At 58.5% G+C, this 24,890-nt stretch carries 27 protein-coding genes, 1 tRNA gene and 1 pseudogene; 10 read left to right on the top strand and 19 right to left on the bottom strand.

Annotated elements, in window-relative coordinates; all coding sequences use genetic code 11:
• Positions 1-111 precede the first annotated feature (111 nt).
• Positions 112-1,281 carry a hypothetical protein gene (locus J1N60_RS17120; protein WP_312909162.1) on the top strand — a complete coding sequence of 390 codons (1,170 nt, stop codon included), beginning with the start codon at positions 112-114 and terminating at the stop codon, positions 1,279-1,281.
• A gap of 55 nt (positions 1,282-1,336) precedes the next feature.
• A complete protein-coding gene (locus tag J1N60_RS17115) occupies positions 1,337-1,594 on the top strand; it encodes a DUF8119 family protein (RefSeq protein WP_312909161.1) in 258 nt (85 codons plus the stop codon).
• Positions 1,595-1,684: 90 nt separating this feature from the next.
• On the opposite strand, the gene J1N60_RS17110 is transcribed toward J1N60_RS17115, so the two are convergent.
• From J1N60_RS17110 to J1N60_RS17095, 4 genes are all read right to left on the bottom strand, one after another.
• Positions 1,685-2,503: an HFX_2341 family transcriptional regulator domain-containing protein gene (locus J1N60_RS17110; RefSeq protein ID WP_312909160.1), complete on the bottom strand. Its 819-nt coding sequence runs from the start codon at positions 2,501-2,503 to the stop codon at positions 1,685-1,687.
• 99 nt (positions 2,504-2,602) lie between these two features.
• Positions 2,603-3,181, bottom strand: a complete 579-nt coding sequence (locus J1N60_RS17105; protein ID WP_312909159.1) for a SprT family zinc-dependent metalloprotease — start codon at positions 3,179-3,181, stop codon at positions 2,603-2,605.
• Positions 3,182-3,342: 161 nt separating this feature from the next.
• Complete coding sequence (locus J1N60_RS17100; protein ID WP_312909158.1) at positions 3,343-3,672, bottom strand: hypothetical protein; 330 nt, start codon at positions 3,670-3,672, stop codon at positions 3,343-3,345.
• 133 nt (positions 3,673-3,805) lie between these two features.
• Positions 3,806-4,219, bottom strand: a complete 414-nt coding sequence (locus J1N60_RS17095; RefSeq protein ID WP_312909157.1) for a DUF7548 family protein — start codon at positions 4,217-4,219, stop codon at positions 3,806-3,808.
• Between the two features lie 91 nt (positions 4,220-4,310).
• Between J1N60_RS17095 and J1N60_RS17090 the strand changes: the two genes are divergently transcribed.
• Entirely contained in the window at positions 4,311-4,649 is a 339-nt protein-coding gene (locus J1N60_RS17090; protein ID WP_312909156.1) for a DUF5798 family protein, read from the top strand.
• A 168-nt stretch (positions 4,650-4,817) separates the two neighbouring features.
• Entirely contained in the window at positions 4,818-5,798 is a 981-nt protein-coding gene (locus J1N60_RS17085) for a PLP-dependent cysteine synthase family protein (RefSeq protein ID WP_312909155.1), read from the top strand.
• 49 nt (positions 5,799-5,847) lie between these two features.
• On the opposite strand, the gene J1N60_RS17080 is transcribed toward J1N60_RS17085, so the two are convergent.
• The 4 genes from J1N60_RS17080 to J1N60_RS17065 form a co-directional block, all read right to left on the bottom strand.
• On the bottom strand, positions 5,848-6,258 hold the full coding sequence (locus J1N60_RS17080; RefSeq protein WP_312909154.1) for a CoA-binding protein: 411 nt from the start codon (positions 6,256-6,258) through the stop codon (positions 5,848-5,850).
• 242 nt (positions 6,259-6,500) lie between these two features.
• The gene (locus tag J1N60_RS17075) at positions 6,501-7,124 is read right to left on the bottom strand and encodes an RAD55 family ATPase (protein ID WP_312909153.1); all 624 of its coding nucleotides are present in this window, start codon (positions 7,122-7,124) and stop codon (positions 6,501-6,503) included.
• Positions 7,125-7,352: 228 nt separating this feature from the next.
• Positions 7,353-8,198 (bottom strand): geranylgeranylglycerol-phosphate geranylgeranyltransferase, encoded by an 846-nt coding sequence (locus tag J1N60_RS17070; RefSeq protein WP_312909152.1) that lies wholly within the window; start codon positions 8,196-8,198, stop codon positions 7,353-7,355.
• Between the two features lie 162 nt (positions 8,199-8,360).
• Positions 8,361-8,543 (bottom strand): DUF7511 domain-containing protein, encoded by a 183-nt coding sequence (locus J1N60_RS17065; RefSeq protein WP_312909151.1) that lies wholly within the window; start codon positions 8,541-8,543, stop codon positions 8,361-8,363.
• A 155-nt stretch (positions 8,544-8,698) separates the two neighbouring features.
• On the opposite strand from J1N60_RS17065, the gene J1N60_RS17060 reads away from it, so the two are divergent.
• The 5 genes from J1N60_RS17060 (at position 8,699) to J1N60_RS17040 (ending at position 15,561) form a co-directional block, all read left to right on the top strand.
• Positions 8,699-8,773: transfer RNA gene (locus J1N60_RS17060), tRNA-Arg, on the top strand.
• A 330-nt stretch (positions 8,774-9,103) separates the two neighbouring features.
• Positions 9,104-10,666 carry a type I restriction-modification system subunit M gene (locus J1N60_RS17055; protein WP_312909150.1) on the top strand — a complete coding sequence of 521 codons (1,563 nt, stop codon included), beginning with the start codon at positions 9,104-9,106 and terminating at the stop codon, positions 10,664-10,666.
• Positions 10,663-11,862 (top strand): restriction endonuclease subunit S, encoded by a 1,200-nt coding sequence (locus tag J1N60_RS17050; protein WP_312909149.1) that lies wholly within the window; start codon positions 10,663-10,665, stop codon positions 11,860-11,862. Before J1N60_RS17055 ends, J1N60_RS17050 begins: the two co-directional genes overlap by 4 nt.
• A 1-nt stretch (position 11,863) precedes the next feature.
• Positions 11,864-14,836, top strand: coding sequence for a type I restriction endonuclease subunit R (locus J1N60_RS17045; RefSeq protein WP_312909148.1), 2,973 nt, complete (start codon positions 11,864-11,866; stop codon positions 14,834-14,836).
• Complete coding sequence (locus tag J1N60_RS17040; protein WP_312909147.1) at positions 14,833-15,561, top strand: M48 family metallopeptidase; 729 nt, start codon at positions 14,833-14,835, stop codon at positions 15,559-15,561. Before J1N60_RS17045 ends, J1N60_RS17040 begins: the two co-directional genes overlap by 4 nt.
• A 7-nt stretch (positions 15,562-15,568) precedes the next feature.
• On the opposite strand, the gene J1N60_RS17035 is transcribed toward J1N60_RS17040, so the two are convergent.
• The 3 genes from J1N60_RS17035 to J1N60_RS17025 are packed head-to-tail and all read right to left on the bottom strand — an operon-like array spanning position 15,569 to position 17,271.
• On the bottom strand, positions 15,569-16,507 hold the full coding sequence (locus tag J1N60_RS17035) for a hypothetical protein (protein WP_312909146.1): 939 nt from the start codon (positions 16,505-16,507) through the stop codon (positions 15,569-15,571).
• A complete protein-coding gene (locus tag J1N60_RS17030; RefSeq protein ID WP_312909145.1) occupies positions 16,491-16,709 on the bottom strand; it encodes a hypothetical protein in 219 nt (72 codons plus the stop codon). The genes J1N60_RS17035 and J1N60_RS17030 overlap by 17 nt, the downstream gene beginning before the upstream one ends.
• A complete protein-coding gene (locus tag J1N60_RS17025; RefSeq protein ID WP_312909144.1) occupies positions 16,702-17,271 on the bottom strand; it encodes an SWIM zinc finger family protein in 570 nt (189 codons plus the stop codon). Before J1N60_RS17025 ends, J1N60_RS17030 begins: the two co-directional genes overlap by 8 nt.
• A 219-nt stretch (positions 17,272-17,490) precedes the next feature.
• Between J1N60_RS17025 and J1N60_RS17020 the strand changes: the two genes are divergently transcribed.
• Positions 17,491-17,811, top strand: coding sequence for a hypothetical protein (locus J1N60_RS17020; protein ID WP_312909143.1), 321 nt, complete (start codon positions 17,491-17,493; stop codon positions 17,809-17,811).
• A 496-nt stretch (positions 17,812-18,307) separates the two neighbouring features.
• Here the strand turns inward: J1N60_RS17020 and J1N60_RS17015 are convergent, their stop codons facing one another.
• The 8 genes and pseudogenes from J1N60_RS17015 to J1N60_RS16985 all read right to left on the bottom strand — a co-directional run bounded on the left by J1N60_RS17015 (position 18,308) and on the right by J1N60_RS16985 (position 24,805).
• A complete protein-coding gene (locus tag J1N60_RS17015; RefSeq protein ID WP_312909142.1) occupies positions 18,308-19,756 on the bottom strand; it encodes a hypothetical protein in 1,449 nt (482 codons plus the stop codon).
• Between the two features lie 78 nt (positions 19,757-19,834).
• Positions 19,835-19,999, bottom strand: a pseudogene (locus J1N60_RS20700) (DUF5817 domain-containing protein); the annotation flags it as partial.
• Between the two features lie 541 nt (positions 20,000-20,540).
• Positions 20,541-21,464 (bottom strand): DUF4352 domain-containing protein, encoded by a 924-nt coding sequence (locus tag J1N60_RS17010; protein ID WP_312909141.1) that lies wholly within the window; start codon positions 21,462-21,464, stop codon positions 20,541-20,543.
• Positions 21,454-21,951, bottom strand: coding sequence for a hypothetical protein (locus J1N60_RS17005; protein ID WP_312909140.1), 498 nt, complete (start codon positions 21,949-21,951; stop codon positions 21,454-21,456). The genes J1N60_RS17010 and J1N60_RS17005 overlap by 11 nt, the downstream gene beginning before the upstream one ends.
• 344 nt (positions 21,952-22,295) lie before the next feature.
• The gene (gene ddfA / locus J1N60_RS17000; protein ID WP_312909139.1) at positions 22,296-22,538 is read right to left on the bottom strand and encodes a DdfA family disk-determining factor; all 243 of its coding nucleotides are present in this window, start codon (positions 22,536-22,538) and stop codon (positions 22,296-22,298) included.
• Between the two features lie 58 nt (positions 22,539-22,596).
• Positions 22,597-22,887 (bottom strand): DUF7344 domain-containing protein, encoded by a 291-nt coding sequence (locus tag J1N60_RS16995; RefSeq protein ID WP_312909138.1) that lies wholly within the window; start codon positions 22,885-22,887, stop codon positions 22,597-22,599.
• Between the two features lie 226 nt (positions 22,888-23,113).
• Positions 23,114-23,635, bottom strand: coding sequence for an Lrp/AsnC family transcriptional regulator (locus J1N60_RS16990; protein ID WP_312909137.1), 522 nt, complete (start codon positions 23,633-23,635; stop codon positions 23,114-23,116).
• A gap of 381 nt (positions 23,636-24,016) precedes the next feature.
• Positions 24,017-24,805 carry a hypothetical protein gene (locus J1N60_RS16985; RefSeq protein WP_312909136.1) on the bottom strand — a complete coding sequence of 263 codons (789 nt, stop codon included), beginning with the start codon at positions 24,803-24,805 and terminating at the stop codon, positions 24,017-24,019.
• Positions 24,806-24,890 lie beyond the last annotated feature (85 nt).

Here is a 24,890-nt window from a genome sequence, read left to right as displayed (position 1 = left end):
CAATTTAGTGGGTAAGTGTGGATTGTTCGATCTGTGCACTCGACCTGTCGATGTACGGGAGAATTAGCTTTCCCCGTAGGAGGGCCATCTACGCTCGTCTCTCGAGCCACGATGAGTTCTGATACCGACGGGTCGACCGAACAGCGACTGGCGTCCCTCCGTGAGCGGGTCGCTCGCGGCATGGACCGGCGGGAGTTCATCCGGACGCTCGTCGCGGCGGGGTACAGCCTCGGCCTGGCTCGCGTCCTCGGCGTCGACGACTTCCTCGCCGCAGCGGACGGCGAGGTGCCCGTTGTCACGGCCCTCGTTCGGACGGACCCCGACGACCCGTGGTCGGTCGACACCCGCACGCGATCGGTGCCAGCGTCGTGGTACGCGAGCGTCTCCAAAGCGTTCGAACTCAACGAACTCCTCGCGGAGTCGACGATCACCGGCTACCTCGGGAGTGCCGTCGTCCCGGGAACGTACGACGACGGTGGCGCGACGATCACGGTCGAGGTATCCGTCGAAGCCGACGCCGTTCGCGAGGTACTCGATCGAGCCGTCGACGGCGTGTCGATCAACGTCGATACCATTCGAAACCTCGACGGACTCGAGGACGACGTCCAGCGCGAACCCCGTCGAGCGCGTGACCCGGCGTCGACGCTCGTTCCAGCTGGCATCTCCTGTGAGACCGATACGAGCATCGCTACGCTCGGGCCGGCGCTGTACGAACCCGGGTCAAATACTCGCTACTTCTCGACTGCCCACCACGCGTTCGACGGCGTCGAGGACGCGCACGGGGCGACCGTCTCGCTCCCGTTCGAGAACGGCCAGCGAACGGAACTCGGAACGGTCACCGGGAGCTATTCGGTTGCGGACGTCGTAACCATCGACCCGACGGGTCCGTACCGGCCGAGCAGCACGATCGACGGCGACCGCCAGTACGACATTCAGGGACAGTTCACCCGATACGGCCTGGCCGACCTGGTCGCCCGCGACGAACCCCTCGAGAAGGTCGGTGCGCTCACCGGTCAGACAAGCGGCGAGATCCAGGGCATCGACGCCGTCTCCTGTCTCACCGGCTCGGTGTGTCGACGCGGCCAGTTGCGATGGGGCGACGAGACGGACATGGCCGACGGCGACAGCGGGTCGGTGAGCTTTCACGCCGATCCGGTCGGCGATGACGGGAGCGTTCTCATCGCGGGCTTCAACAACGCCCGAACCTGGTGGCCTGGACAGAGCTACGTCTGGGGAATCGCGGCCTATCAGCTGACCGAACAGCACGGGTTTCACTTCTGAACGCAGGTCAAAACCAACGCCAACGCCATACCAACCCACGGAACCAGCCAAACCAATGACCACCACATCACGACGACACGACTCGACCGACGGCGCGCGAACGTATCGGACGCTCGTCCTCGGCTGGATCCGCCTTCTCGCGGATCTCGCTATCCTCACCCTCTGGACGGTCTTCCTGGCGCTGCTGTTCCTCGAGACGGCCTGGCCCAGGTGGGCGTTTTACGCGCTCCTCGTCGGCGGAGCGGCAGGGTACGTTGCCATCACCGCTCCCTGGATTCGCGTCGGTGCGGTGACTCGGCAGGCCGAGGAGTAGAACCGGACTCGCCGCGCTGACTCGTCGAACAGACGGGGAGGACGGGAGTCGCCGTCACTCGTCGAACAGTCGGGCGGACAGGAACCATCGTCACTCGCCGGGATAGTTCTCGGCGTACTCGAGTTTGTGCTTGAACGCCCGGTAGGCGTTCTCGCCCTGTTCGGTGAGCGTGATCACGCGGCGTCGACCCACCGACTCGATCTCGACGTAGCCGTCGGTCTCGAGGGGATCCAGGACGTGCGTGTCGAGGACGCGAAAGGCACCCTTGTCCTCACCGCCGGGGTGGGCCTCCGGCGGGGCGCGATCGGCCATGAACGAGAGGCCGACGTCCCGGGCGAACTCGATGCAGTCTTTCTTCTTCGGTGGCGTCGTCCGGTCCTCGTGATAGCCGTCCCAGGCCGCGGGATCGGCGAGAAAGCCCATGATCGCGATCTGGTCGCGGGTGGGCGATTCGATCGGATAGGTCGGGAGACTGTAGACGTCCGCGGCCCCGTTCGAGATCGGTGCCATCGTCGGATCGTGTGCGTACCCCTCGGGTTCGACGTAGTAGGCGGTCGCGTCGGTCGAGACGTCCATGCAGGCCATGGTCGCGCCGATGGCCGCGATGGTGCCGCCGCCGGAGACGTTCACGGAGACGGAATCGGTCGCGTGCTCGTCGGCCAGGGTCGTCACCTCTCCGAGGACGGCGTAGACGTCCGTCAGATCGCACTCGCGGCGACGAACCGTGGTCGCAGTCGACTCGAGGTCCGAGACGAGCTCCTCGCGGTAGTCGGGGACGACCCGGTCCGGATCGTCCGTCGGGTGCTCGAGGAGGTAGACGAGGTCGGCCCGCTGGTCGCAAATCGGCTCGAGGACGCGGTCGAACTCGTAGCCGAGGGGTACGATGTGTACGCGCTTGACGACGTCCATACGACGACCGTCCGCGGCAGGGAGATAACTGTACGGGATTCCCTCTCCGTCCACCGGCTGCTGAATGTCGAACGCCGAGTATCGGGGTCGATTCTCCCGCTACCAGTCGTCGCCGAGGGCGGCCTTCGTGCCGGCGTACTCGCTCGCAGTCGTCCAGCGCCGGCCGCTCTCGGCGTGCTCGACGGCGTAGTCGCTTCCGCAGTTCCCACAGCGGTACCGTTCGGGCGTCGTCACCGGTGCCGACGCGCGGTGGCGACTCGCCCGCCAGTCGCAGTCGTCGTTCAGACAGCGCAGGACGTACCGCGGGTCCGCGAAGGAAGGGCAGTGACGCGGGGCCTCGAGTTCGGCGGCGACGCGGCGAAATCGCTCGCCGTGACCCGACTCGCCGAAGCGCTGGTACTCCCAGGCGTGGACCAGTTCGTGGCGAACGACCGCGGCGAAGGTCTCCCAGTCGTAGGCCTCGTAGGCCCGCCGCGAGAGCACGATGGTCGCCACCTCGCGGTCGGCGTGCCAACGACAGGCTCCCGCCCGGCGCTTCGCACGCGCCGAGACGTCCCACTCGAGGCGGTCCCAGTCGACGTCGATGTCGACGTCTCGCGCGTGGATCCGGGCGCGGGCGAGGAGTTCGTCGTCGATGGTGGGCGACGGGTCGGTGTCGCTCGAGTCGGCGTCGGACACGGGTTACCGACCGCGACGAATGCTCGAGACGTAGTCGTTACGGTCGTGATCGTGGTCGCAATCGAGACCGCGGCCGCGACGACCGTCCCGATCGTCCGATGGGACGTATCCGGGCGATGTCGCTGTCGCTGGTCGCACGATCCAGCGGAGAATCGAGAGACTCAGTTGGTGACGCCGTAATCGATGTGAACCGTCGGGACGCTCGTCGAGTCGGGTGCGGATTCCCCGTTCCAGTCGACGACGCGAACGTTCGCCATCTCGCCTGAGAATCGGAACCGCCTGACACCGGTGTCGATCGACCCTTCGGCGACACTTCCCGAGACGACGGTAGCCGACTCGGTGGGTTCGTCGTCGACCATCTCGAGATCGCCGTCGACTGCGATTTCGAAGCTCGAGGGGACTCCGCGACCGACGATTGTCACGAGGTGTGGAAGGGTGGAGTGGTGCTGTGGCGTCTGTGCGTCGTCTGCAGCCGGAGTGTCACGTGCCATATCCGATAACCTGAGTAGCGCGTCATAAGCTTTCCTGTAGAAATATTGGTAGAACAGGGAGACTGTGACGGCGGCGGTAGTTTTCAGCCTGTTGAGTCGAGTTCGCGATCGGCGGGGGATGGCCGAAGCGAGGTTAGACGAGGTCGAGTACCAGCGCGTACCAGCCGGCAGCGGCGGGCACCAGGGCCGAAATTGCGGTCGTGAGCCATCGATGGTACACGAACCAGTCGACGCCGCCCTCGAATACGACACTTTCGGGGACCGAGACGGCCCACTGGGCCGTCACGAGCAACAGGACGAGTCCCAGCACGAGCGTCACGCCGGCGACCAGATCCGGTTCGGTCCTGGTCTGCCTCCCCGCCGCGAAGAGGACGACCGCGACGAGCGCGAACAACGAGAGCAGGTTCGAGCCAGCGAGTCCGGCGGCGTAGTACTCCTCGAGGACGCTCGTCTCGACCTCGAGGAGGACGTAGGGCGCGAGCGCGACGGCCGCGTACGCGAGCGCCGCGACGATCCCGAGCGTAGGCGGGCGCTGGTGTGGGTGCATGCTCGAGGAATCGAAGGCGGATGGGTTAATTGCGACGATTGGCTCGAGACAGAGGACAACACTCAACCCGCTGGCGCGCACATCGGCTGGTATGGGACTCGGTAGTACGGCCAAGAAGATCCAGAACCTCTCGGATCGCGCGGAAGCCATGTATCGCCAGGTGCAGGAACTCCAGCAGCGAATCATCCACCTCGAGGAGGAAGTCGACGACACCCACGACACGGTGACGAAGCTCGACCACAACGTCACCGAACAGCGGGCGCTCCTGCTCGCGATCGCCGACGAGCACGGAATCGACGGCGAGCAGATCCTCGCCGATGCGGCGATCGACGACCCGGAGGGAACGGACGCCGAGGAGGAATCAGCCCAGTCGGAAGGGGACGCGAAAGGAGACGCAGACACCGACGCGCCAGCCCAACCGAGCGAGTAACGACCGGCTTCGATCCGGCGTCGGTATTCGATCCAGTGTCGGTATCGGCCACCGCTCGAGTCAAACGTTTCGATTCAGCGCTCCTTTTCTGCAGTTCGCGCTCCGAACTGACGCCCGCGCCAGTGGTGATGAGAAGACCTAACAACAGGGGTAACATTTGCCAGCACGATGACGACCTACGAGCGACCGTTGGATTCGGTGCTCGAGACGATCGGTGAAACGCCGCTCGTGCGGATCCACGAGGGACCGACCGACGTCCCGATCTACGCGAAACTCGAGACGTTCAACCCGGGGGGAAGCGTCAAGGACCGTATCGGCCGCTACATGCTCGAACGGATGCTCGAGCGCGGCGACGTCGAACCCGGCGGGACGATCATCGAACCGACCGCCGGCAACACCGGTATCGGCATCGCCGTCGCCGCCGGCCAGTTGGGACTCGACGCGATTTTCGTCGTCCCCGAGCGCTTCAGCGTCGAGAAACAGCAGCTGATGGCCGCGCTCGACGCCGAGATCATCAACACGCCGACCTCGGACGGGATGGGCGGGGCAATCGAACGGGCCCATCAGCTGGCCGAAGAACTCGACGACGCCGTCGTCCCCCAGCAGTTCTCCAACCCACTCAACACCGAAGCCCACTACGAGACGACCGCCCCCGAAATCTACGAGGCGCTCGAGGGAAGCGTCGGCGCCGTCGTCGCCGGCTGTGGGACGGCCGGGACGCTCATGGGTCTCGCTCGCTACGCCCGTGAACGGGACCCCGATACCTACGTCGCCGCCGTCGAACCCGAGGGCTCTCTCTACGGCGAGTTCCTCGGCGAGGATCGCGAGGAGGGCGAGTACAAGATCGAGGGCATCGGGACGCACAACGTGGAGACGAACGAACTGTTCGACCCCGACCTCGTCGACGACGTCTTCGCAGTTGGCGACCGAGCGGCCCACGACGAACTCGCCCGTCTCGCCGCCGAGGAGGGCCACCTCGTCGCCTCGAGCGCCGGCGCGGCCAGCGTCGCCGCGCGACACGTCGCCGAAGGGATCGCCAGCGGCGAGATCGACGCCCCTCACCAGTCGGTCGTCACGGTGTTCCCCGACTCGAGCGAGCGCTACCTCTCGAAGGGGATCTATCGCTCGTTCGAGGAGTGGGACGGGTGACGAAACGCGGATTCGTTCGCTAACCTGCTAACCTCTACTACTGCCCAAGCTACGCCATCAACCGCGGGTGCTCGACTTTCATACACCGATCCTGGACGACCGTCCGCCCCGCGTCCTCGGCTCGCTCGGCGGCGTCCTGATCGACAATTCCGAGCTGGGTCCAGATGACGTCGGCGTCCGCCCGCTCGAGGGCCGCGTCGACGATTCCCGACACCTCCTCGCTGGGTCGAAACACGCAGACGACGTCGATCGCCTCGTCGACGTCGGCGAGTTCGTCGACCGCCTCGCGACCGAGGAGTTCGTCGGCGTACGGGTTGACCGGGACCACGTCGTAACCGTGCTGGTGTAAGTACGTCGGCACGTCGTGGGCCGCCTTTCCGGGCGTACCCGAGCAGCCGACGACGGCAATCGTCTCTCGCTCGAGAATCTCCCGCAGCGTGGCATCGTCGGTTACTGGCATCACGTGGGCTTCGTGCCGGAAGCGGGTCAACGTATCTATTTTCTGGCGGGCGGGAAGCAGATGGGGTCGTGACTGGGGCCCGACGGAGATTCGATGAGGACTCGACGTGGATTCGACGTGGGTTCGATGAGCACTGGACGGTGATTCGACAGGGGACTCGAGTCGAAGGCGTCCTCCAGGCAGTCAGCAACCGAACGATGAGACTAGCCGGAAAAGCAGTTCCACTCGAGACGTACTCTCGATCAGGACAATCCAGCCGTCCGGATCGTCTGCTCGCCGTCGCCTCCTTCGTCGATCTCGACGACGCCGTCGAAGAGTTGTTTGAGCGTGTTCATCGTCTGGTCGTCGTGGGCCGTCGAGTCGATGACGTAGACGCCCAGGGCGTCGGCGCTCTGGATTCGGCCGGTAAAGACGTGGAGAAACCGAAAGACGGTCTGGAGGTCCGAGTACATGAGCAGCGTCGAAATCGAGTGGAGGAGGATGCGATTTTCGGTCAATCCGCGAACCTCGTAGAAGTCCTGGAGGTACTCAGAGAGTTTGATCCCGATTCCGGTCATGTCGACCGGCGAGGACGCGTACTTGATCCGCGGGTCGTCGTCGGCCGTGCCGATCCCTCGCTGTTTGGTCACGCAGTCGACGACCCCCACGTCGGGATCCTCGTTCACCGTCCGCGTTGTAAACTCGGTGAGAACTTTCTCGGCGCTGTCCTTCGTTGTGACGATTATCGTCCCCTCTCCCCCGTCGGCGCCGCTCGCGAGCACGTCGAGCGCGAGATTGCGCTTCCCCGTGAGCGGCGGGCCAGCAATCAGCACGTTCGTCCCCGGGGTGATCGACTCCTCCGGGCGGACGTCTGCGAGATCGTACATACCAGATACCCCGTTCGTCGGCAGCCACGGTCACGGTCGACGGTACTTCCCAGCGGCTGCACTGACGTATGGTATGTAGATGCAGCAAGCGGGATATAGTACTTTTGATTATACAGTTGTCTGCGTGTGTTTCGCGTCGGAAACGAGAATACTGAACGGCGAACAGGACTGGCAACGCTACAGACTGACCGCCCCGGTCTCGAGGCGGCGTGGTCGGTGGTCGGTGGACTACGTAAGGAGCAACGCGGCGCGACCGACGATGAACGCCAGCGCCGCGAGGAACATGCCGTACTTGAGGTGTGATTGTCCCGCCGTTGGATTCCGGTAACTCTCGACGGCCGCGTACAGCATGACGAGATCAGCGGGGACGACGACGAGCAGGTACGCGAGGCCGAAATAGCCGTTCAGGTACGGAACTGGGCTGGCCACCACCGCGACGACGAGCAAGACCGTCGCGACGTGGAGCGCCGATCGTTCGCCGATTGCAATGGGCAACGTGTTGAGCCCCTCTTCGCGGTCGCCGTCGACGTCCTCGACGTCCTTGATGATCTCCCGCGTCAGCGTCGACACGCCGGCGAGCAGGAACAGGACGACCGCCGCCCGGACGTCGCCGACGGCGGCCGCACCGAACAGGAACGTACTTCCGACGAGGTAGGCCACGAGCGCGTTGCCGATTCCGGGCAGCCCCTTGAAGTACTCCGTGTACGTGATCAGCACGAGGAGGTTGATCACCGCGATGGCGATCGCAATCGGCGGTAACGTGACTGCGATCGCGACGGCCGCGAGGAACATCGCGAGGCTGAACGCCAGCGCCCCTCGTGGGGACACCGCGTCTCGAGGAATCGGTCGCTCTGGCTGATTGATCCGGTCGATCTCCCGGTCGAAGTAGTCGTTGATCGCGTTGCCTGCACCGACGGCGAACGCCGTCGCCCCGATTGCCGCGCCCAGGTGCGGCGGCGCCTCGCCGACTCCGCCGGCGACGAACCCGCCGATGAACGTCAACACTGAGGCCGCGACGACGTTCATCGGCCGCGTCAGTTCGAGTAGCCCGCGGATCGTCTCTCCCGTCGCCATGTGCTGGTGTGCTCATCGATTCCGTATAAACGGACCGATACGTCCATCTGTGGGTGTTCGAGGTTGCTCGAGGATGTCTGGAGACGCCGCCATTGCCACGAAAAATTCGGAGTGAGCCTGGAGGACCCTGGTTCACTGGAGGCTGCTACCTGCCTCCGATAATCAGCGCATCTCCTCGAGTTCACACAGCACCCCGCTATCGACGGAAATCCACTGGGTCATTCGCTCGTCACCGGTCGCACCCACGGGGACCATCGTCCAGGTGCCTTCCTCGTCGGTGAGCAACTCGAGGACGTCGGCTGATCGGTCGGTCGGTGACTCGACCGGGGATTCGGAGACAGTCATGCTTACTTACGGGTTGGTCACCGTTACTGGTATCTATGCTGGTGATTATCACTACCTGGGAACAGGGGCCGGCGGTGGCCTCGAGAGTGAGATCACGTGACTCGGACGACCCGAATCGAGTGACTTATACCGGGTCGACGAAAAGCAGGTGGTGTGGGCGCTTAGCTCAGTCTGGACAGAGTGCTTGGCTTCGGACCAAGTTGTCACGGGTTCAAATCCTGTAGCGCCCATACTCAATTTAACCGATTGGAAGTTGACCGAAAGCGGCGAGGCCGTATAAACGATCGGTCGATTCCGGCTCGAGAGTTCATGACGATCTGGCACGGGGGTCGAGGCTGTCGTGCGAATTCCTCGAGAGTTACACCCACGCGCAGGGACATAAATCACGGGCTACATACATCGGGGTCGCGACGATACTGATACTGATTGATCAGCACGCGCCCGCGCATGAAGGCCCAAAGAAGCCACGAGCTCGGAGGTCGAACACCATCAAGAGCGATCCCCAGATATTCTCTCTCGGAACGGAAAGTTACACATAGCATCAATGACTGGATAGGGGTATGGATCCAGAACAGCAGACGCTCGAGAGCGTCGACGAAGATCACACGCTCTCCCTCCCCGATCTGCGTACGCATCTCTGGGAGGCCGCTGATATTCTACGCGGTAGCATTGACTCCTCTGACTACAAGAACTACATCTTCGGCATGCTCTTCCTCAAGCGGGTCAACGACCGCTTCGACGAGGAAACCCTTGAGATCGCCGACGAGCACGCCATCCCCGAGGGGATGGTTCGCGACGATCGCGACCTCCACGAGGAGTTCTGGGTGCCCGAACGCGCTCGCTGGGAACACATCAGCGCACAGTCGACCGACATCGGCGCGACGTTGAACAAGGCCCTCGAGGCGATCGAAGACGAGAACGACGAGATCGACGATCGCGTCCTCAGCAGTATCGACTTCAATGACAAAGACCGCCTGCCCGATCAGGTGCTCGACAAGCTCGTCCGCCACTTCGGGACATATCGGTATCGCAACGAGGACCTTGAAGATCCCGACATTTTCGGGCGTGCCTACGAGTACCTGATCCGGCAGTTCGCCGACGACGCCGGGAAGAAAGGTGGGGAGTTCTATACGCCGCGTGAGGTCGTCCAGCTGATCGTCGAGTGTGTGAACCCCGAAGAGGGTGATCGCGTCTACGATCCGTGCTGTGGCTCTGGTGGGATGCTCATCTACTCAGCCCAGCACGTCGCCGACAACGGCGGCAGTATGGACGATCTCGCCCTCTACGGACAAGAGCGCAACCTCGACACGTGGGCAATCGGCCAGATGAACATGCTCCTTCACGAGGTGAAGGACGCGAAGATCGCGAAGGGCGACACGATCACCGAACCCAAGCACGTCACCGAACACGACGAGCTCGAGCTCTTCGACAAAGTGATTGCGAATCCTATGTGGAATCAGAAGGAATGGAGCAAAGAGTGGGTCGAAGAGAACGAGCCCTACGGCCGCTTCCAACATGGATTGCCACCGTCGAACCGCGGTGACTGGGCGTGGATCCAGTTGATGATCTCGAGCCTGAACGAGACAGGGAAGGCGGGCGTCGTAATGGACAATGGCGTACTGTTCCGCTCACGATCTGAGAAGAAAATTCGGAAACCAATACTCGAGGCCGACATCGTTGAAGCTGTGATTGCGCTTCCAGAGAATTTGTTCTACAATACGTCCTCGCCGGGGTGTATACTCATTCTCAACAAGGACAAGCCTAAGGAGCGCGAAGAAAAGGTCCTCTTCATCTACGCCGAAGATCAAACGCTTCGAGAGTCTGGAGTACAGGTATACGAAGAACTTTCGAATCAGAACGAACTTCTACAGGATGGCGTCGATCATCTCGCCGAGACATACCTCTCAGGTCGAAAGGAGGATCATCACAGCCGATTAGTCAACTTAAAGGAGATTGAGGAGAACGACTGGAATCTTAGTGTCTCACGGTATATTGATACCACTGAACCTGAGGAACCAATCGACGTAAGCGAGAAGCTTCGAGAGTTAGATGAATTAGCGGAAGAGCGGAAGAAGAATGATGAAAAACTGCAGCAGTATATGGAGGACTTACAATACCGATGACCAGCGGACAATTCAGTGAAAAATCTCTCCAAGAAGGGTACAAATTTGCACAACTCGGGCCAAAATCTATCCAAATACCTAAAGAATGGTGTGTGACAAAAATATCAGAAATATCGGAAGTAAAATATGGAAAATCACTCCCTGATACTGGCGGAGAAATCCCAGCAGTGGGTTCAAGTGGATTATACGATTATGTAAACAAATCCCTGATCGATGATGACACGATTGTAATCGGGCGGAAAGGTTCAGCAGGAGAAGCTTATCTACTTCGTGAACCATGTTGGCCGTCAGATACGGCTTTTTATTTATCGGAATTTAAACATGATAAAATAGATTTAGGGTTTGTTTATCACCATATGTCATTACATTCTCTATCAGATGAACTTGAACAAACATCGATTCCAAGTTTGGACAGAAACCGTTTAGAAAATTATCAAATGCCTGCTCCGCCGCTCTCAGAACAGCAGCAAATCACTAATATACTCTCAGTAGTTGATCAGGAGATCCAGCAAACAGACGAGATTATTGAGAAAACAGAAGAATTGAAACGCGGTCTTAGAAATGATCTAATCATTAATGGGTTAACACACAAAGAGTACCAACCATTTAGAGTGGGGCCCTTTGATTTTAAAATACCAAGTAGTTGGGATGTATGCACCGTTAGTGAATGTGTTGACAATTTGGATAGCCAACGAATTCCTGTAAAGAAAACCGACCGTGAGGAGATGGAGGGAGACATTCCTTATTACGGTGCATCGGGGCAAATTGATACTGTCGATGACTGGTTATTTAACGACGAACTCTTACTACTAGCAGAAGATGGAGAAAACCTATTATCAAGAAACAAGCCCATTTCATTTAAAGTAAGTGGAAAATCATGGGTTAATAACCACGCACATGTTCTGAAACCAAACAGTGATATGTCCCTTGTTTATTTATTGAACTATTTTGAAGTATTAAGCTATGAGCCATACGCAACTGGAACAGCGCAACCAAAGTTGAATCAAAAAGTATTAAACTCGCTCAAGGTCCCCAAACCACCAAAATCAGAACAAGACGAAATTGCAGATGTTCTAAATCAGGTGACAGCTAAGATTGAACAAGAATACAAAAGACGCACAATACTTCAAGAACTTAAACGCGGTCTCATGCAGGACCTCCTCACTGGAAAAGTGCGCGTTAACATAAATAACTGATATGTCCAACGAGTATGCCGAGACCGAACGCCCCGCCCTCAAGACCCTTGCGCAACTCGGTTGGAAAGTCGTTGATCAGCAGGAAACGGGATGGAATGAATCCCGTGAAACGCTATCCTCTGTTGTACTCGAGCCCTGCCTTCGTAATGCCGTCGAACGCTTGAACCCTTGGCTTGACGAGAACAACCTGAACAAGGTCGTCCGCGAGATTCAGCAGACTGCGGGGACGAGCACAATGCACGAGAACGAGCAGATTCACGAGCTGCTCGTGCGACATACAACGGTCAAACAGGATCGCGGCCACGGCAAGAAACACCAGACGGTCAAGTACATCGACTACGAGCACCCCGAGAATAACGACTTCTTCGCGCTCAACCAATTCCGCGTCGAGGGACCGATCGAGACGATCAAGCCGGACATCGTACTCTTCGTCAACGGCATCCCGCTCGGCGTGATCGAATGCAAGGCTCCGACAATCAAAGAACCACGAAGCGAGGCACTCGAGCAACTCCAGCGCTACCAGAACGAACGGACTGAAACCGGCTCAGAAGGCGCTGAGCGACTTTTTCGATACAACCAGTTCTCAGTCGCGACGTGGTACGAGGGCGCGGTGATGGGCACCTACGGCACGCCGAAAGGCCAGTACAAGCCGTGGCGCGATCCCTACCCCGTCGACGACGAGTACCTCGCCGATCGCTTCGATCTCGACGGCTACGTTCCCGACCAGTACCGGATGCTTTACGCGCTGTTCGAGCCCGAGCGCTTGCTCGATCAGCTCCGCCATTTCACTGTCTTCGAGAACAAGCAGAACAAGCGCGTGAAACTGGTTGCTCGCTACCAGCAGTACCGGGCAGTACACAAAGCCATCGAGCGGATCGAGAAGCGTCACCAACGCGAAGCACCGGGTGGCGTCGTCTGGCACACTCAAGGGTCAGGGAAGTCGCTCACGATGCTCTTCCTCGGCCTCAAGCTTCGCCGCGAGAAGGCCGATCCCACGCTCGTCCTCGTCACCGATCGACAGGCACTGGATCGACAGATCCACGCAACGTTCGAACGCTGTGGCTTCCCGAACCCTGAGCGCGCCGAAGGGATCGACGACCTCCGCGATAAACTCTCGAGTAACGCGGGTGGGACGATCACCACCCTCATCCAGAAGTTCCAGCTCGAGGAGCACGAGGAGGGTGACTTCCCCGAGCTCTCGACGGACGACGACATTTACGTGATGGTCGACGAGGCCCATCGGACTCAGTACAAGCACCTCGCGAATAACATGCGGACGGCGCTCCCGAACGCGTTCTACATCGGCTTCACGGGGACGCCGATCGAGAAGGACGATCGCGACACCCGGCGAACGTTCGGCAACTACATTGATACGTACACGATCGACCAGTCGCTCGCCGACGACACGACCGTCGAGATCCTCTATCAGGGCCGCCTCGCCGACATGCACCTCGAGGGGGAGACGCTCGATCGCATGTTCGATCGGATTTTCGCCGACTACACCGACGCCGAGAAAGCGGAGATCAAGAAGCGCTACGCTCGTACACAGGATCTCGCCGAAGCCGAGTCACGCATCGAGCAGGTCGCCCTCGATATCATCGACCACTACGAGAACGAAATCGCGGACACGTTCAAGGGAATGGTCGTCACCACGAGCAAGCGCGCGGCCATCACCTACAAAGAGAAACTCGATCGGTTGAACGGCCCAGAGTCACGCGTCGTAATCTCGCACGGCCACAACGACCCCGAGGCCGTGAAACGCTGGGCACCAAGCGATTCGGAGCTCGCCGAGTACAAGGAGTCGTTCGTCGATCCCGATGGCGAGGTCGAGCTCCTCATCGTCTGTGACATGCTGTTGACCGGCTTCGACGCCCCTGTCGCACAGGTCATGTATATTGACAAGCCACTGAAAGAGCACACCCTCCTACAGGCGATCGCCCGGGTGAACCGGCCGTTCACCGACAAGAACTACGGGCTGATCATCGACTACTACGGCGTGTCGAACGATCTCCGCGAAGCGCTCGCGATGTTCAGCGCCGACGAGGTCGAGCGCGCACTGGTCCCCCTCGAGGATAAAGGAGCTGAGCTCGAGGCCGCCCACCGAAAGGCCATCATGTTCTTCGATGATCTCGACGACGTTGAGGCGTGCGTCCAGACGCTCGAGCCCGAGGACACCCGCATCGAGTTCAACAACGCGTTCAAGCGCTTCTCGACGCTCATGGATATCGTCCTCCCGGATCCGATGGCGAACCCGTACAAAGAGGATCTCGAGCGCCTGAGCGACGTCTACGCTCAAACAAAGCAACGCTACCGTGACGAGGAGATGAACCTCGAGGGGACCGGCGAGCAGGTCCGGGAGTTGATTCAGGACCACATCCGCTCCTCGGGAATCGAGGTATTGAACGACGAGCCCGTCTCGGTGATGGACAAGAGCGAGTTTGACGCGAAACTTGATACGTTAGAGAGCGACGAAGCTCGAGCGAGTGAGATGCAACACGCCATCAAACACGAGCTAAACGTACGCTTCGACGAGGACCCCGTCCACTATGGCTCGCTACAGGAACGCGTCGAGGAGCTCATCGAGAAGTACAAACAACAGCGCCTCTCCGATCGCGAGATCATCGAAGAGCTTCGAGAGGTGCTCAATGAGATGCAGTCACGCCACCAGCGCGCCCGCCGCAAGGGCCTCGACGGGACGACCGAACTCTCGTTCTACCACGCCCTCGAGGACGTCCTCGGCGAGCAGAAAGCCGAGCTCGACGAGGAGGTCGTGCTCGAGCTCACGGGGCGGCTCGTGGCCGCTGTCGAGGAGTCAGTGACGTTCGTCGAGTGGAAAGAGCGTGTGGGCGTTCTCCAGAAGATCCGCAAGCGAGTGAAGATCGCACTCTACAAGACCGAGGTCGACTTAACGTCTGCCGAGCGCGACGAGCTGACGAATCGCGTCATCCAGCTGGCTCGTGCCCACTACGAATGAGAACGTTTCATATCGGCCAGACCGTCATCCCCTACGAGATCGACTGGGTCGCGGATCGCGAAACGCTTGACCTCTCGCTTGACCACTCCCTCGAGCTAACCGTTCGGGCGCCGATGACGATGACCATCGACGAGGTCGAGGACGTCCTCGAGAGCCGCCGTGAGTGGCTCCTCGAGAAGCTCTATCACCTCAAAGAGCAGTCGGAGCCACCTTACCCCCGTGAGTATCTGAGCGGCGAGAAACTCCCCTACCGAGGCCGCCAGTACCGCCTCGACGTAATCGAAGCCGACGTCCCCGAGCCACAGCTCTCGTTCGATGGCAACGAGTTCACCCTCCGCACTCATCGGTTCGACGCGCCGAGCGATCACGTCAGCATCCGCCGCAAGCGTCAAGCCATCGTCGACTGGTACCTCCAACGAGCCGATGCCGATCTCCCCGAGCGGAGTGAGCGCTACGAGGCGAAGCTCGGCCTCTCATCGGTCCCGATCGAGGTCGGCGAGCTCGAGGGGAGCTGGGGCGAGTACCTCGACGGCACGATCCGGTTGAACTGGCGACTGATTCTCGCGCCTGTTCGCATCCAAGATTATGTGATCGTTCACGAGCTGGCGCACAATGTCCACGACGACCACTCAGACGCGTTTTGGAATACCGTTGGGACGTTGACCCCCGACTATAAGGACCGGCGGGAGTGGCTTCGTGTGAACGGCAATTCGCTCGTGGTTTGAGACCTCGCTATCGTTCGTTTGATGAGTTAGTCAGCCTTTCCCACGTGAAAGACACCCAAGGTTCATCGGTATACATCGCCCTCAACGCGTCCTCGATTATACTGTATTTCACTTTTGAAACTGCCGCCATGAGCACCAACAAAAACATCAATCCCTGAACGAACCCAACAAGCGATACAACTTTTTGATAGCCTAATGCGGCATCCATCTTGTCGAGAGACTCAAAGTCATCATCTGGACTGTATGCCAAGAATTCCAGCACAGAAGACCGGTAAATTATCGACACCGCGATAACTAATAGCCAGCCTTCGATTACCACATCCATAGGAATTCCATATATTGAGGCCTGTAGCACCTTTACTCCTGCCAACTGAGCTGCTATTAGTATGGCTCCAAGAAGTATCGACAATCGTGTCTCCCCCGATTCAAGTCTGTTTGTCGCATCCTGCTTTACTCGATCCAGCTCTGTCCGGTACCTTTCTGGCTCGTCGAAGCTGAGATGTCGTTCATCCTCTTCTGCTACAATCCGAACCATCATGTCTCGCATAGTACGAACCTGAACGGCGAGGTATGACGCTACCACTCCGTTCGTCAGCGACTCTCTCCAGACATTCCCTTTCCCACCAACATATGGAACCACGAATGTGACCAGATAGATTGCTGCTAAAACGACGGAAAGGATAGCGATTAGGACTGCTTTCAGTGATCCAACTACTAACTTCGGAATCACCAACACCACCCCAAACATCACCCCAACAAAGATCTGTAAAACAGAGAACAGAGAGCGAGAAACGATGGAGACGTACTTTTTGAACCATTCGAAGTGAAGAATATGAAGTATGAAGGCAGGGATAAGCAGGAGTGCCAATAAATATTCAAGTAACACTACTACCATTTCATCCGAATATACAAGGTAGAGTGACTTACCTCTAACCCATCCAACCATTCGCCGAAAGCGTCGTTTGTCGGGTCGTTGCGAGGACGACGTCGTCACCCCGCCAGCGCGCTCGACACGTGATCGAGCAAAAGTCGAGCGTATACTTGTTGCCGGGGCCGAACCCCGTCGAGACGATCTCGAGCACGCCCGAATCGACCAGCCGCCCGCAGTCGGCGCACGTTGCCTGAGTCGTGGCTGATGCACTACTCATCGGCTTCCCTCGTGCTCTCGTCCGCCGGCGTTCGGAAGCCAGCCCGCCAGCACATGAAGCACGGAAGCTCGCCGACACAACAGCAGTCGGCCGGGCGCTCACGGCCGCCGTCGGCGATCGCACGCCGTGGGGTGCCACGCCCGTCACTGCCGGCCTCGACATCGTCACCGTCGCCAGCCACGTGACCAGCGGCGAAGATGGGCTCGCCGTCGACGTGGGTGGCCTCAAGCAACTGGCTCTCGAGCGCGTCGCGGTTCACCCACGCCGGGATTGGCCGCATTCCCGTCTCGTAGGTGACGCGGGCGGCGTGCTTGCACGTCCGCCGACCATCGGCGGTCGGAAGATTGTACTGGGCGTCCGGGCACGTACAGCGGGGCTCGTCGAGCACATCGACCGTGTACGTCTTGCCGCTCTGGGTGACGACGACGAACAGCCCGTCAGCGCCCGCCACCTCGGGGGCGTGTTCCATCACCGTCATGCATTCGGTGAGCGCACGCACGTCGCGGCGGTCAAGTCGGTCGCCGGCGGTACTGTTTTTGCGGTCGGTTGCGTAGGTTGACATGGTCCTTGCTCCCTATTGAGGACCGGCCGCGGGTGTCCTACCACCCGCGCGTTCCGAAACACGCCGAGGCGGCCGTCTGTCCTCATCTATACCTACAACGGCATAGACTATAAAGCCCTTTCACGACACCTGAGACTGTCGTTATTGGTGATAAACCTACAACGGCATTGCCCACAACGGAACGATCTAAGGCACTCGGCAGTGTAGTCCAAATCATCGATGACACGACCGTACAGAGTTGAGGCCGACGCGTGCCTCGAGGCATTCGTCGATCGCGAGGATGCCGCGGAGCCGCTGACCTCCAGCGAGGTCGCCGAGGCAGTCGGGATCGCGCGTCGGACGGCACACAAGAAGCTTGAGGAGCTCGCCGATCGGGGGGTTCTCGCCTCGAAGCAGGTCGGCGCTCGGGGGCGCGTCTGGTGGATCCCGGACGATCACGGCGTCGATCTCGAGACGCTCATCGCGCAGTCAGCCACCAGTGACGGCGAGGAGGGCCCCACAGACGCCGAGAGCGCGTCTGCAGCCGAGAATGATGGATGACCAGCCCAGAGCAAGAACACGCTGACGGGCGTGAGAGGGCGCAGATGCAGCTGGGCGTATCGTACCCTTCGATCAGTGAAAGAAATAATGTTGGACATCCAATTCACTTGCGGGGAGAAACAGGAACCGGCCGATTCGCGAAATCGGAGTCCGTACCTGAGCGCAGATGGGTGATATACAACCTATACGTCCTTCATGATTCGATTGCCGGGGATGACGTAGTCATCCCCGATAGTTCACGAACTACTGGTTGTAAGGAACGAGATTTCGTCCCTGAAAGGTTCATATACTCCAGTTGGGAAGAGAGATAGACTTGTCCGGCGGCCAGCCCACCCGTGTTCATGATACCACCCCCGTCGTTTTGCGTAGGGGGTCGATTTGTTCAGTCAGCCGGACTACTTGCTACTGACGTTCTCCAGCCAACGCGTTCTACGCTATTCTTTGCTCTTCGCGTTAGTAACTAACAGGAGACGGTACCAAACCGTGCCATCGTAAATCATCCCTGTGTGAGCGTTTTCGATGCTGACGTGAATCGCGTATCTGTAGCAAAGGGTAAGGCCAAACCAGCGAGGTCACGGCCTTCCGATACTCGAGTTCCGTTCTCGAGGTCATCCGCAAGTCCATAAATCTCCTGCGGGGTCATCGACGCTAACCGTGCGAGATTTCGGAGCTCCGACCGGTGGTAGTCACGGATGTCTGTCTCATGATCCTCAGAATCAGTTACCCACCACCCTGACGGTTCTAAGGAGAGCGATCGAACAGCCACTTGAGCAGGTTTCCCAGCCGGTGCATTCAGCAACTCATGCCAGTCAGCCTGTAGGTCTGCAGGCTTCATCACTTGTTGTTCACCTCCATAGACGACGTGGAGATGAGCCACCAGATCACGGTGTGGCTCGAGCACGCACACATAGTCTGGGGTGTACCCCGGTCGGGGGCGCGACTGGGCATCATAGGTGAAACGATCCCGATGGAGACGGGTTAGCGTCTCTCTTATAACTCGTACTGAATCATACACTGACGAGATACACTCTCGCGGGGTCGTATACGTTACCCACGTTGCGTAGTCGTAGAATTCTTCTAATACGTCAGCGGCGCACTCATACACTGCACGCGTCCGGTTTGCCTCTCCCGAATCGGTAAATCTACATACTGCCTCCACTGGCTTTCCGTGAGGTTCGATCGTCTTCGGCTCCCCTTTTTCATCGATCATCGTTTCCCCGTGTTCAGCCAGTTGTCTCAGCAACAGCGCCCGTTGAGGATCTGTCTGAATCCGACGGGTTGACCGTAACACTCTCTCGACTCGCTCCCTTGGGAGAGCGCTACTTGCACTATCCCGACTTGTCGTGGCTACCCCGCCGCCGTCTCCGTTTCCTAACTCGTCTATGCTACGTATCAAGGTGACCCCTTTCTCAGCCGGGCGGACCCATACGAAATCGCCAGAGAGCTTCGACTTTTCGAGATATTCCGGGTATTGAGCGATGAAGTCGTGCAACAGGTGATAGTTTCGATCACCAGTCTCCCATTCATCGCCGAATACCTCATCCAGCAGTACTGAAAACGGGATCCCCTTAGCTGCCCGATCTGGGTGCAGTACTGCGGTTTTGAGCAGTAGCGTTTTCTTCATCGCTCGTTGATCGCCCTTCCACGGCACCTCTGCATCAGAGAGGTCCAGATACGGAACTCGCCCAGTTCTTTTGGACGGGCGCGAGGAACTCTCGTCGACGTCGTGTTCATTGACGGAAGACAGCTGATCATCAACCGCCTCAGCGAACGCGTCAGCGTAGAACGGCCGATCATCAACCAGCGCTTCAAACGCATCTGCTTCCGGAATCTGGAGGTCAACCTCCTCAGCGAACACGTCAGCGTAGAACGGCCGATCATCAACTTCCTCTGCGAAAACCTCCGCGAAGAGGAGTTCGTCAGCAACAGGTTTGAACTCCGGCACTGGCGCATTTGCTCGCTCGGCCAGTCTTCGAGTCCGTGATTTACGCGCGGCTTCGAATCGATCGTGCTCGGACAGTATTCGACGCTTTCGGGCAGGAAATTCCTTCTCGCATCGAGGACACAAGATGGTGTCTTTTTCCCGGAGCTGGTAGACAATCCACAGCTGTGAGCACTCAGAGCAGCCTATGACCGCGTAAGCCGGCTTAGAGGGCGACCTCCTGCTACGGTCCGCGTTCGTTACCACGCGAACCGCCTCCAGAAAACCAGTTTATCCTGAATATCCAACAATTCCGGCCGTGAAAGCAGGAACTTGCTACCGTTCGTGTTCGAGGGTGCGGGGTGTTCTACCGCGGTGAATTTCCGAGCGTACATCTCCAGCTGTGTCGATGACCTATCTCTACGGCGCGTCACTGCCGTCAAGAGAAACCCAGAGACGCCGTTTGGTCGCAGGAGCCCGCAAGGCTAAGTAGAGCCGGGGCTAACTGACCATGGGGAACTCCTCTGAGTTCCTCGAACTCATCACTTCAAGCTCGCGTGAGAGACCCGTACCAATGAGATGTCACGCGAGCGAGAGTTTAGTCTACATTTCTCTATTTGAGTATATTGCTCGGAATGTATAACTCGTTCGCTAAACCTCTTTAAACCCCCCGAGGGCGGCGCATTCTCTGATGTGATTTGCAGGTGGATCGCGCAGGTGTAACCTACAGAAGAAAACTACACGTGATGTGTCAATTAGCGCTATACATTACTCGACATGGTGGAAAGAAAATACGAAGGCAATTCTATTAACGGAGTTGCCAGAACGTCTTGTCCCCCTCGGCGAACAGCGAGAACTCGAACACCCAGTACAGTGGCTCGCGCTCCGCCTCGGCCTCGTAAGCGAGCTGGCCTCGGCGCTCGTCTCCATCCGCGATCGGCGCCCCCTCCTCGAAGGCGCGCTCAAGGGACGACGTCGCGCCCAGATCCTCGTCGTAACTCAGTCCCTCGCCATCCTTGAGTTGCATCTGCAACAGCGTCGAGACGAGCTGTTCCTCGCCTGTGGCGTTTGCGACCGTGAGGTCGACGATGACGTACTCGTGGTCGGCTGCGGCCTCCGTGAACTCGTCAAGCTGTGTCTCCGTGGTTGTCTCGTTGACGGTGACGGCCGTCCCCTCGTGCTCGACGGTGTCACCGACCCCGTGGACGTCGATCGCGAGCTCCTGCTCGAGCGTCGCCGGCTCGTCACTCGTGGTTTCGAGATCGATCACCGCCCGCTCGAGATCGCCGAACAGACCGATATCGAAGTCGAACTCGAGGACGAATCCCGACGCATCCTCGGGCACCTCGTAGACGAGATCCCCGCGTTCGACCTCGCCCGGCGCGATCTGGCCGTCATTGAGGGCCTCGGCCGTCCCGTAGAAACTCTGGTCGTAGGTGTAGGACTCATCGTCGCGAATGCGTGTGCTCAGCAGGCCGCTCACCGTATGGAACTCGTCGCTGGTGTTCTTGTAGGCGATCCGGACGACGAGGAACTCGGACCCTGCCTCGGCCTCCGTGAACTCGTCGAGCGAGTCCGTCAGCCGCGCTCCTTCGACGAGGAGGTGTAACGGGTCTCCTTCGATCAACTCGCCGACGACCGCGCTCGTGTCCTCCTGTGCGGCTGCTGAGGCGCTCGTGCCCGCAGTGGCGACGAGCGAGCCGAGGACGCCGAGGAAGACTCTACGGATCATAGCTCTCCTGTGAGGCGCTCGCTCGAGCACTGAGTTTCTTCTTAGCGCGTCGGTTACTGAAGTAGCCCAGCGTGAACACCACGAGGGCGATGAGGAAGAAGACGAACCCCCAGAGAAACAGACCGAGGATACTGCCGACGAACGCACCAGCCTCTTCCGCCCCAGAGCTGCTATCGGGGGCGAGGATCGTCGGGACGTAGAAGAGGATCGGCGCCAAGACCAGTAGGCCGGCGGTCAGATACAGTCCCGTCCCGAACACAGCACTCGGGAGGGGCTTTCGGTAGAGATAGTATGCCGACAGCAACGTAGCCACGACGAACCCGGCCGCCGCACCGCCGATATTCGACAACGAAAGGGCCACGAGGCCACCGATGAGCACGCCCAGCACGACGGCTGGAACAAGTTTCATCACCGCGATTCGGCGCCCCGTGGGTACTGTGTCGAACGATTCTTCCCCGATCTCACCGCTTGCTGTTTTTCGTGCCATGCAATCTCATACTACAGCACCATTACACATAGTCCAAACACAATTGTTACCATCGGAATATTTCATAGAGAAGATGGCTCTCTCGTCGTGAAGAGTTGCTTCTTCGACAACATGAATAGGGAAGTCACTGTGGAGTTGTGAGAAAGGAGTCGAGAAAGATAGGGAAGGGAAGCTCTGTTGAAATCCTTAGTATCTTATTGGATTCGCCTGCTGAATATAGGGGGTGTACTCAGCAGAACTCGGTGGCTTAGTTTTCATCTTCGTCTATACGAGAAACGACGGCACCGGGGGCGTGTGGGTCGAGTTCCTTTCCTGCGAGGACGTTGTAGCGCCGGAGTGAACCGTTATTCTTCAAGGCTCACGTCGCCGTCTGCGGTGACGGTGACTTCGTAGCCGCAGTAAGTGAACGTCACAGTTCCGCCTGTCGGGTTCCTGCTGGCGAATAGCGAATCTAATGAGTCGGGGTCGATTACGTCGTGCAGTTTCTCGGGCAGTTCAGTGGGGTGAACATCCATTTCCTTGGCAACAGCCTCAATTACGGCATTGCTCAATACATTGTTTGAAGAAGTGGGTGACGACGGACTCATGTGTAAGTCTGATTGTGCGACTACGCTTAATGTGGCGGCGAAGGCGGCCTCTTCGTCGTCACTCTACACCTTCGGACGCGATAAATTTGAGCAACGACCGAATCTCATCGAACTGTGGCCCCTTGATGATTTCATTTGTCTCTTCGTTCCACTCGATGTAGCCGTAGTCTTCGAGTTTGGGCAAGTGGACGTGATACATCCCGGTCTGCAAACGTTGTTCGGCGTCAGTCAGTACTGATTCTCCTGTGAGTGATTCAATCCCTGCATCCTGCGGATTCGATTCGAGAAGGTCAAGCAAGAGTGTTCGGCGCTGTTCGTGTGCGAGTGCGTTGAAGGTGTTGTCGTTCATTGTTTTGGTGAGGCGTCCACTGTGAGGGGTGAGGGGCCGTCGGACTCCGGTGGTTACATTTTTGGTAGCCGATAGAGCGAGTAGCGGTATAACCGTTTTGTAACAATAGATGTGCATATTCGAGATAACACAGATTCGCCAGAATTTATTGCGTATTTCCGGATTGGCTGTTGCTGATTACACGATATGCGGCTGAAAAACTGTGGAATACGGAAATCAACACCGCTCATTCAGTTGCAGACTCGTCTTCTTCGTCTGGTGTCTTGTCGCGCGCGTCCTTCTCTGCACTTTGCAGGAAGAAGTGGTTGAACGGTTGGACGTACCGCTGCCTCATCATCTCTGACGACTCGATTTGTACGCCGATCTCGTGGATGGCGTCGGTGATTCGGGTAACATCCCTCGAATTCGTCCCGACCACATCGACGTGGACGTTCCGTCGGCCAGTTAGCATTTCACGAACGTCGATAACACCCTGAATCTGTCGAATTTGCTCCGAGTAGTTTTGTAGTTCAGTTGGCAGCACGGAGATAACGAACGTGATTTGCAAAGGGAGATTGGCCGCTTCGTAATCTATCTCCGGGTGATAGCCTTTGATAATACCGTCATCTTCGAGTTGGTCGATACGATTGCGGATGGTACTGGCCGAGACGCCCACCTTGTCGCCCATTGCTTCGGCTGTCGTGCCCCGAGCGTCCCGCTGTAACAGGTAGAGGATACTCCGGTCAACGTCGTCCAAGTCGCGTCCCATGTATCGAACGTCGGCGTGGCAGGCATTAACACCTTTCCCCGACGCTGATTCGCAGTGGGGCCCACCTTCTGAGTGTGAGGGAACTATACCCTTCAACCGTGGTGCTCGTGTGAGATACGCGCCTTGTATCTCGCAGGGACTCTACGGACTATCGAGCTGCTGTCAGAATCGGTGTGCGAGATACAGAGGATGAGTACAGCACGATGGCTTCGTTTGTTTCACACTGAGTCCAATGAACCAGCTGTTCCGTAGATCTGCTTACTGGTTGTGTCACCCAATTATATCTGGCTTTGAATTATGGCCAGTGATCAACACTATTGCGAGAGACTGATTGGAGTTGCTGGCTTCAAGAGAGATTCTTCGTTTCTTCCGCGAAGCGAGCTACGGGTTATTCATCGTCGACCACTCGAGCCATCCCTCAACGTGGTCAATTTTCGCGGGATCGCATCGTGGATAGGGGAAGTAGACTGTTTGCGTGTCTCCCGGAGCGAGATCGTCAAAAAATTCAGTACTTTTGCCAGCGTATGCCACTGTCGTCTCATCGAGGTACGCCTTCAGGTGTGGGTATAGCCTGACATCCTTCGTGTGATCATTGGTAACTGTCCCAGCGTATCCATACACCGAAACGTCAGCGTACGTTCCAATCTGGCCCCACTCCCCATCAATCGTTGCGTACTCCTCAGGGACAGTCCCGATATCGTCAACCCCGCCTTCTTCGACGGTGAGCGAATACCCATCTATCGCGTTGGGCTCGCCTTCAGAAGTCACCACCGTGAACAAATACGTCTCGTCCTCAGCAACGCTGAATCCTGTATCCTTTGCATGGGACTCGTCGGAAAATTCTGCTTGGACCTCCGGGAAACTCCCATCTTCCCTCGCCGCAATTCGACCACGAACGCCGTATCGACCGCTCTCTGTGTCTCTGAAAAACTCGTGATCGGTCACGAGTTCCGCGTATAATCCCTCAAGATCCGATTCGAGAGATTCACCGTCGGCACAGATTGGGGTGAAATCGTCGTCGAACGTCTCCGTGGCAACCGTGTCGACGTCTCGGTCATCCTCGGGGGCCAATTCAGTTCCGTCATCCGGACTTGAATCACGTGAAAGACACCCCGCTACGCCAGCAGCTGGTGCCGTGAGCAATCCAAGGAGATACCGTCGTCGTCTCATTTGTTGAATTATTTAGACCCGCCCGGAAATAGTTATTTGGATAACTAAAAGAGGGGCTGTAGGTACTCCTGTGAGAGATGCGTAG

Source organism: Natronosalvus caseinilyticus, from assembly GCF_017357105.1.
Lineage (GTDB): Archaea > Halobacteriota > Halobacteria > Halobacteriales > Natrialbaceae > Natronosalvus > Natronosalvus caseinilyticus.
This window is presented reverse-complemented; position numbering and strand designations above follow the sequence as displayed.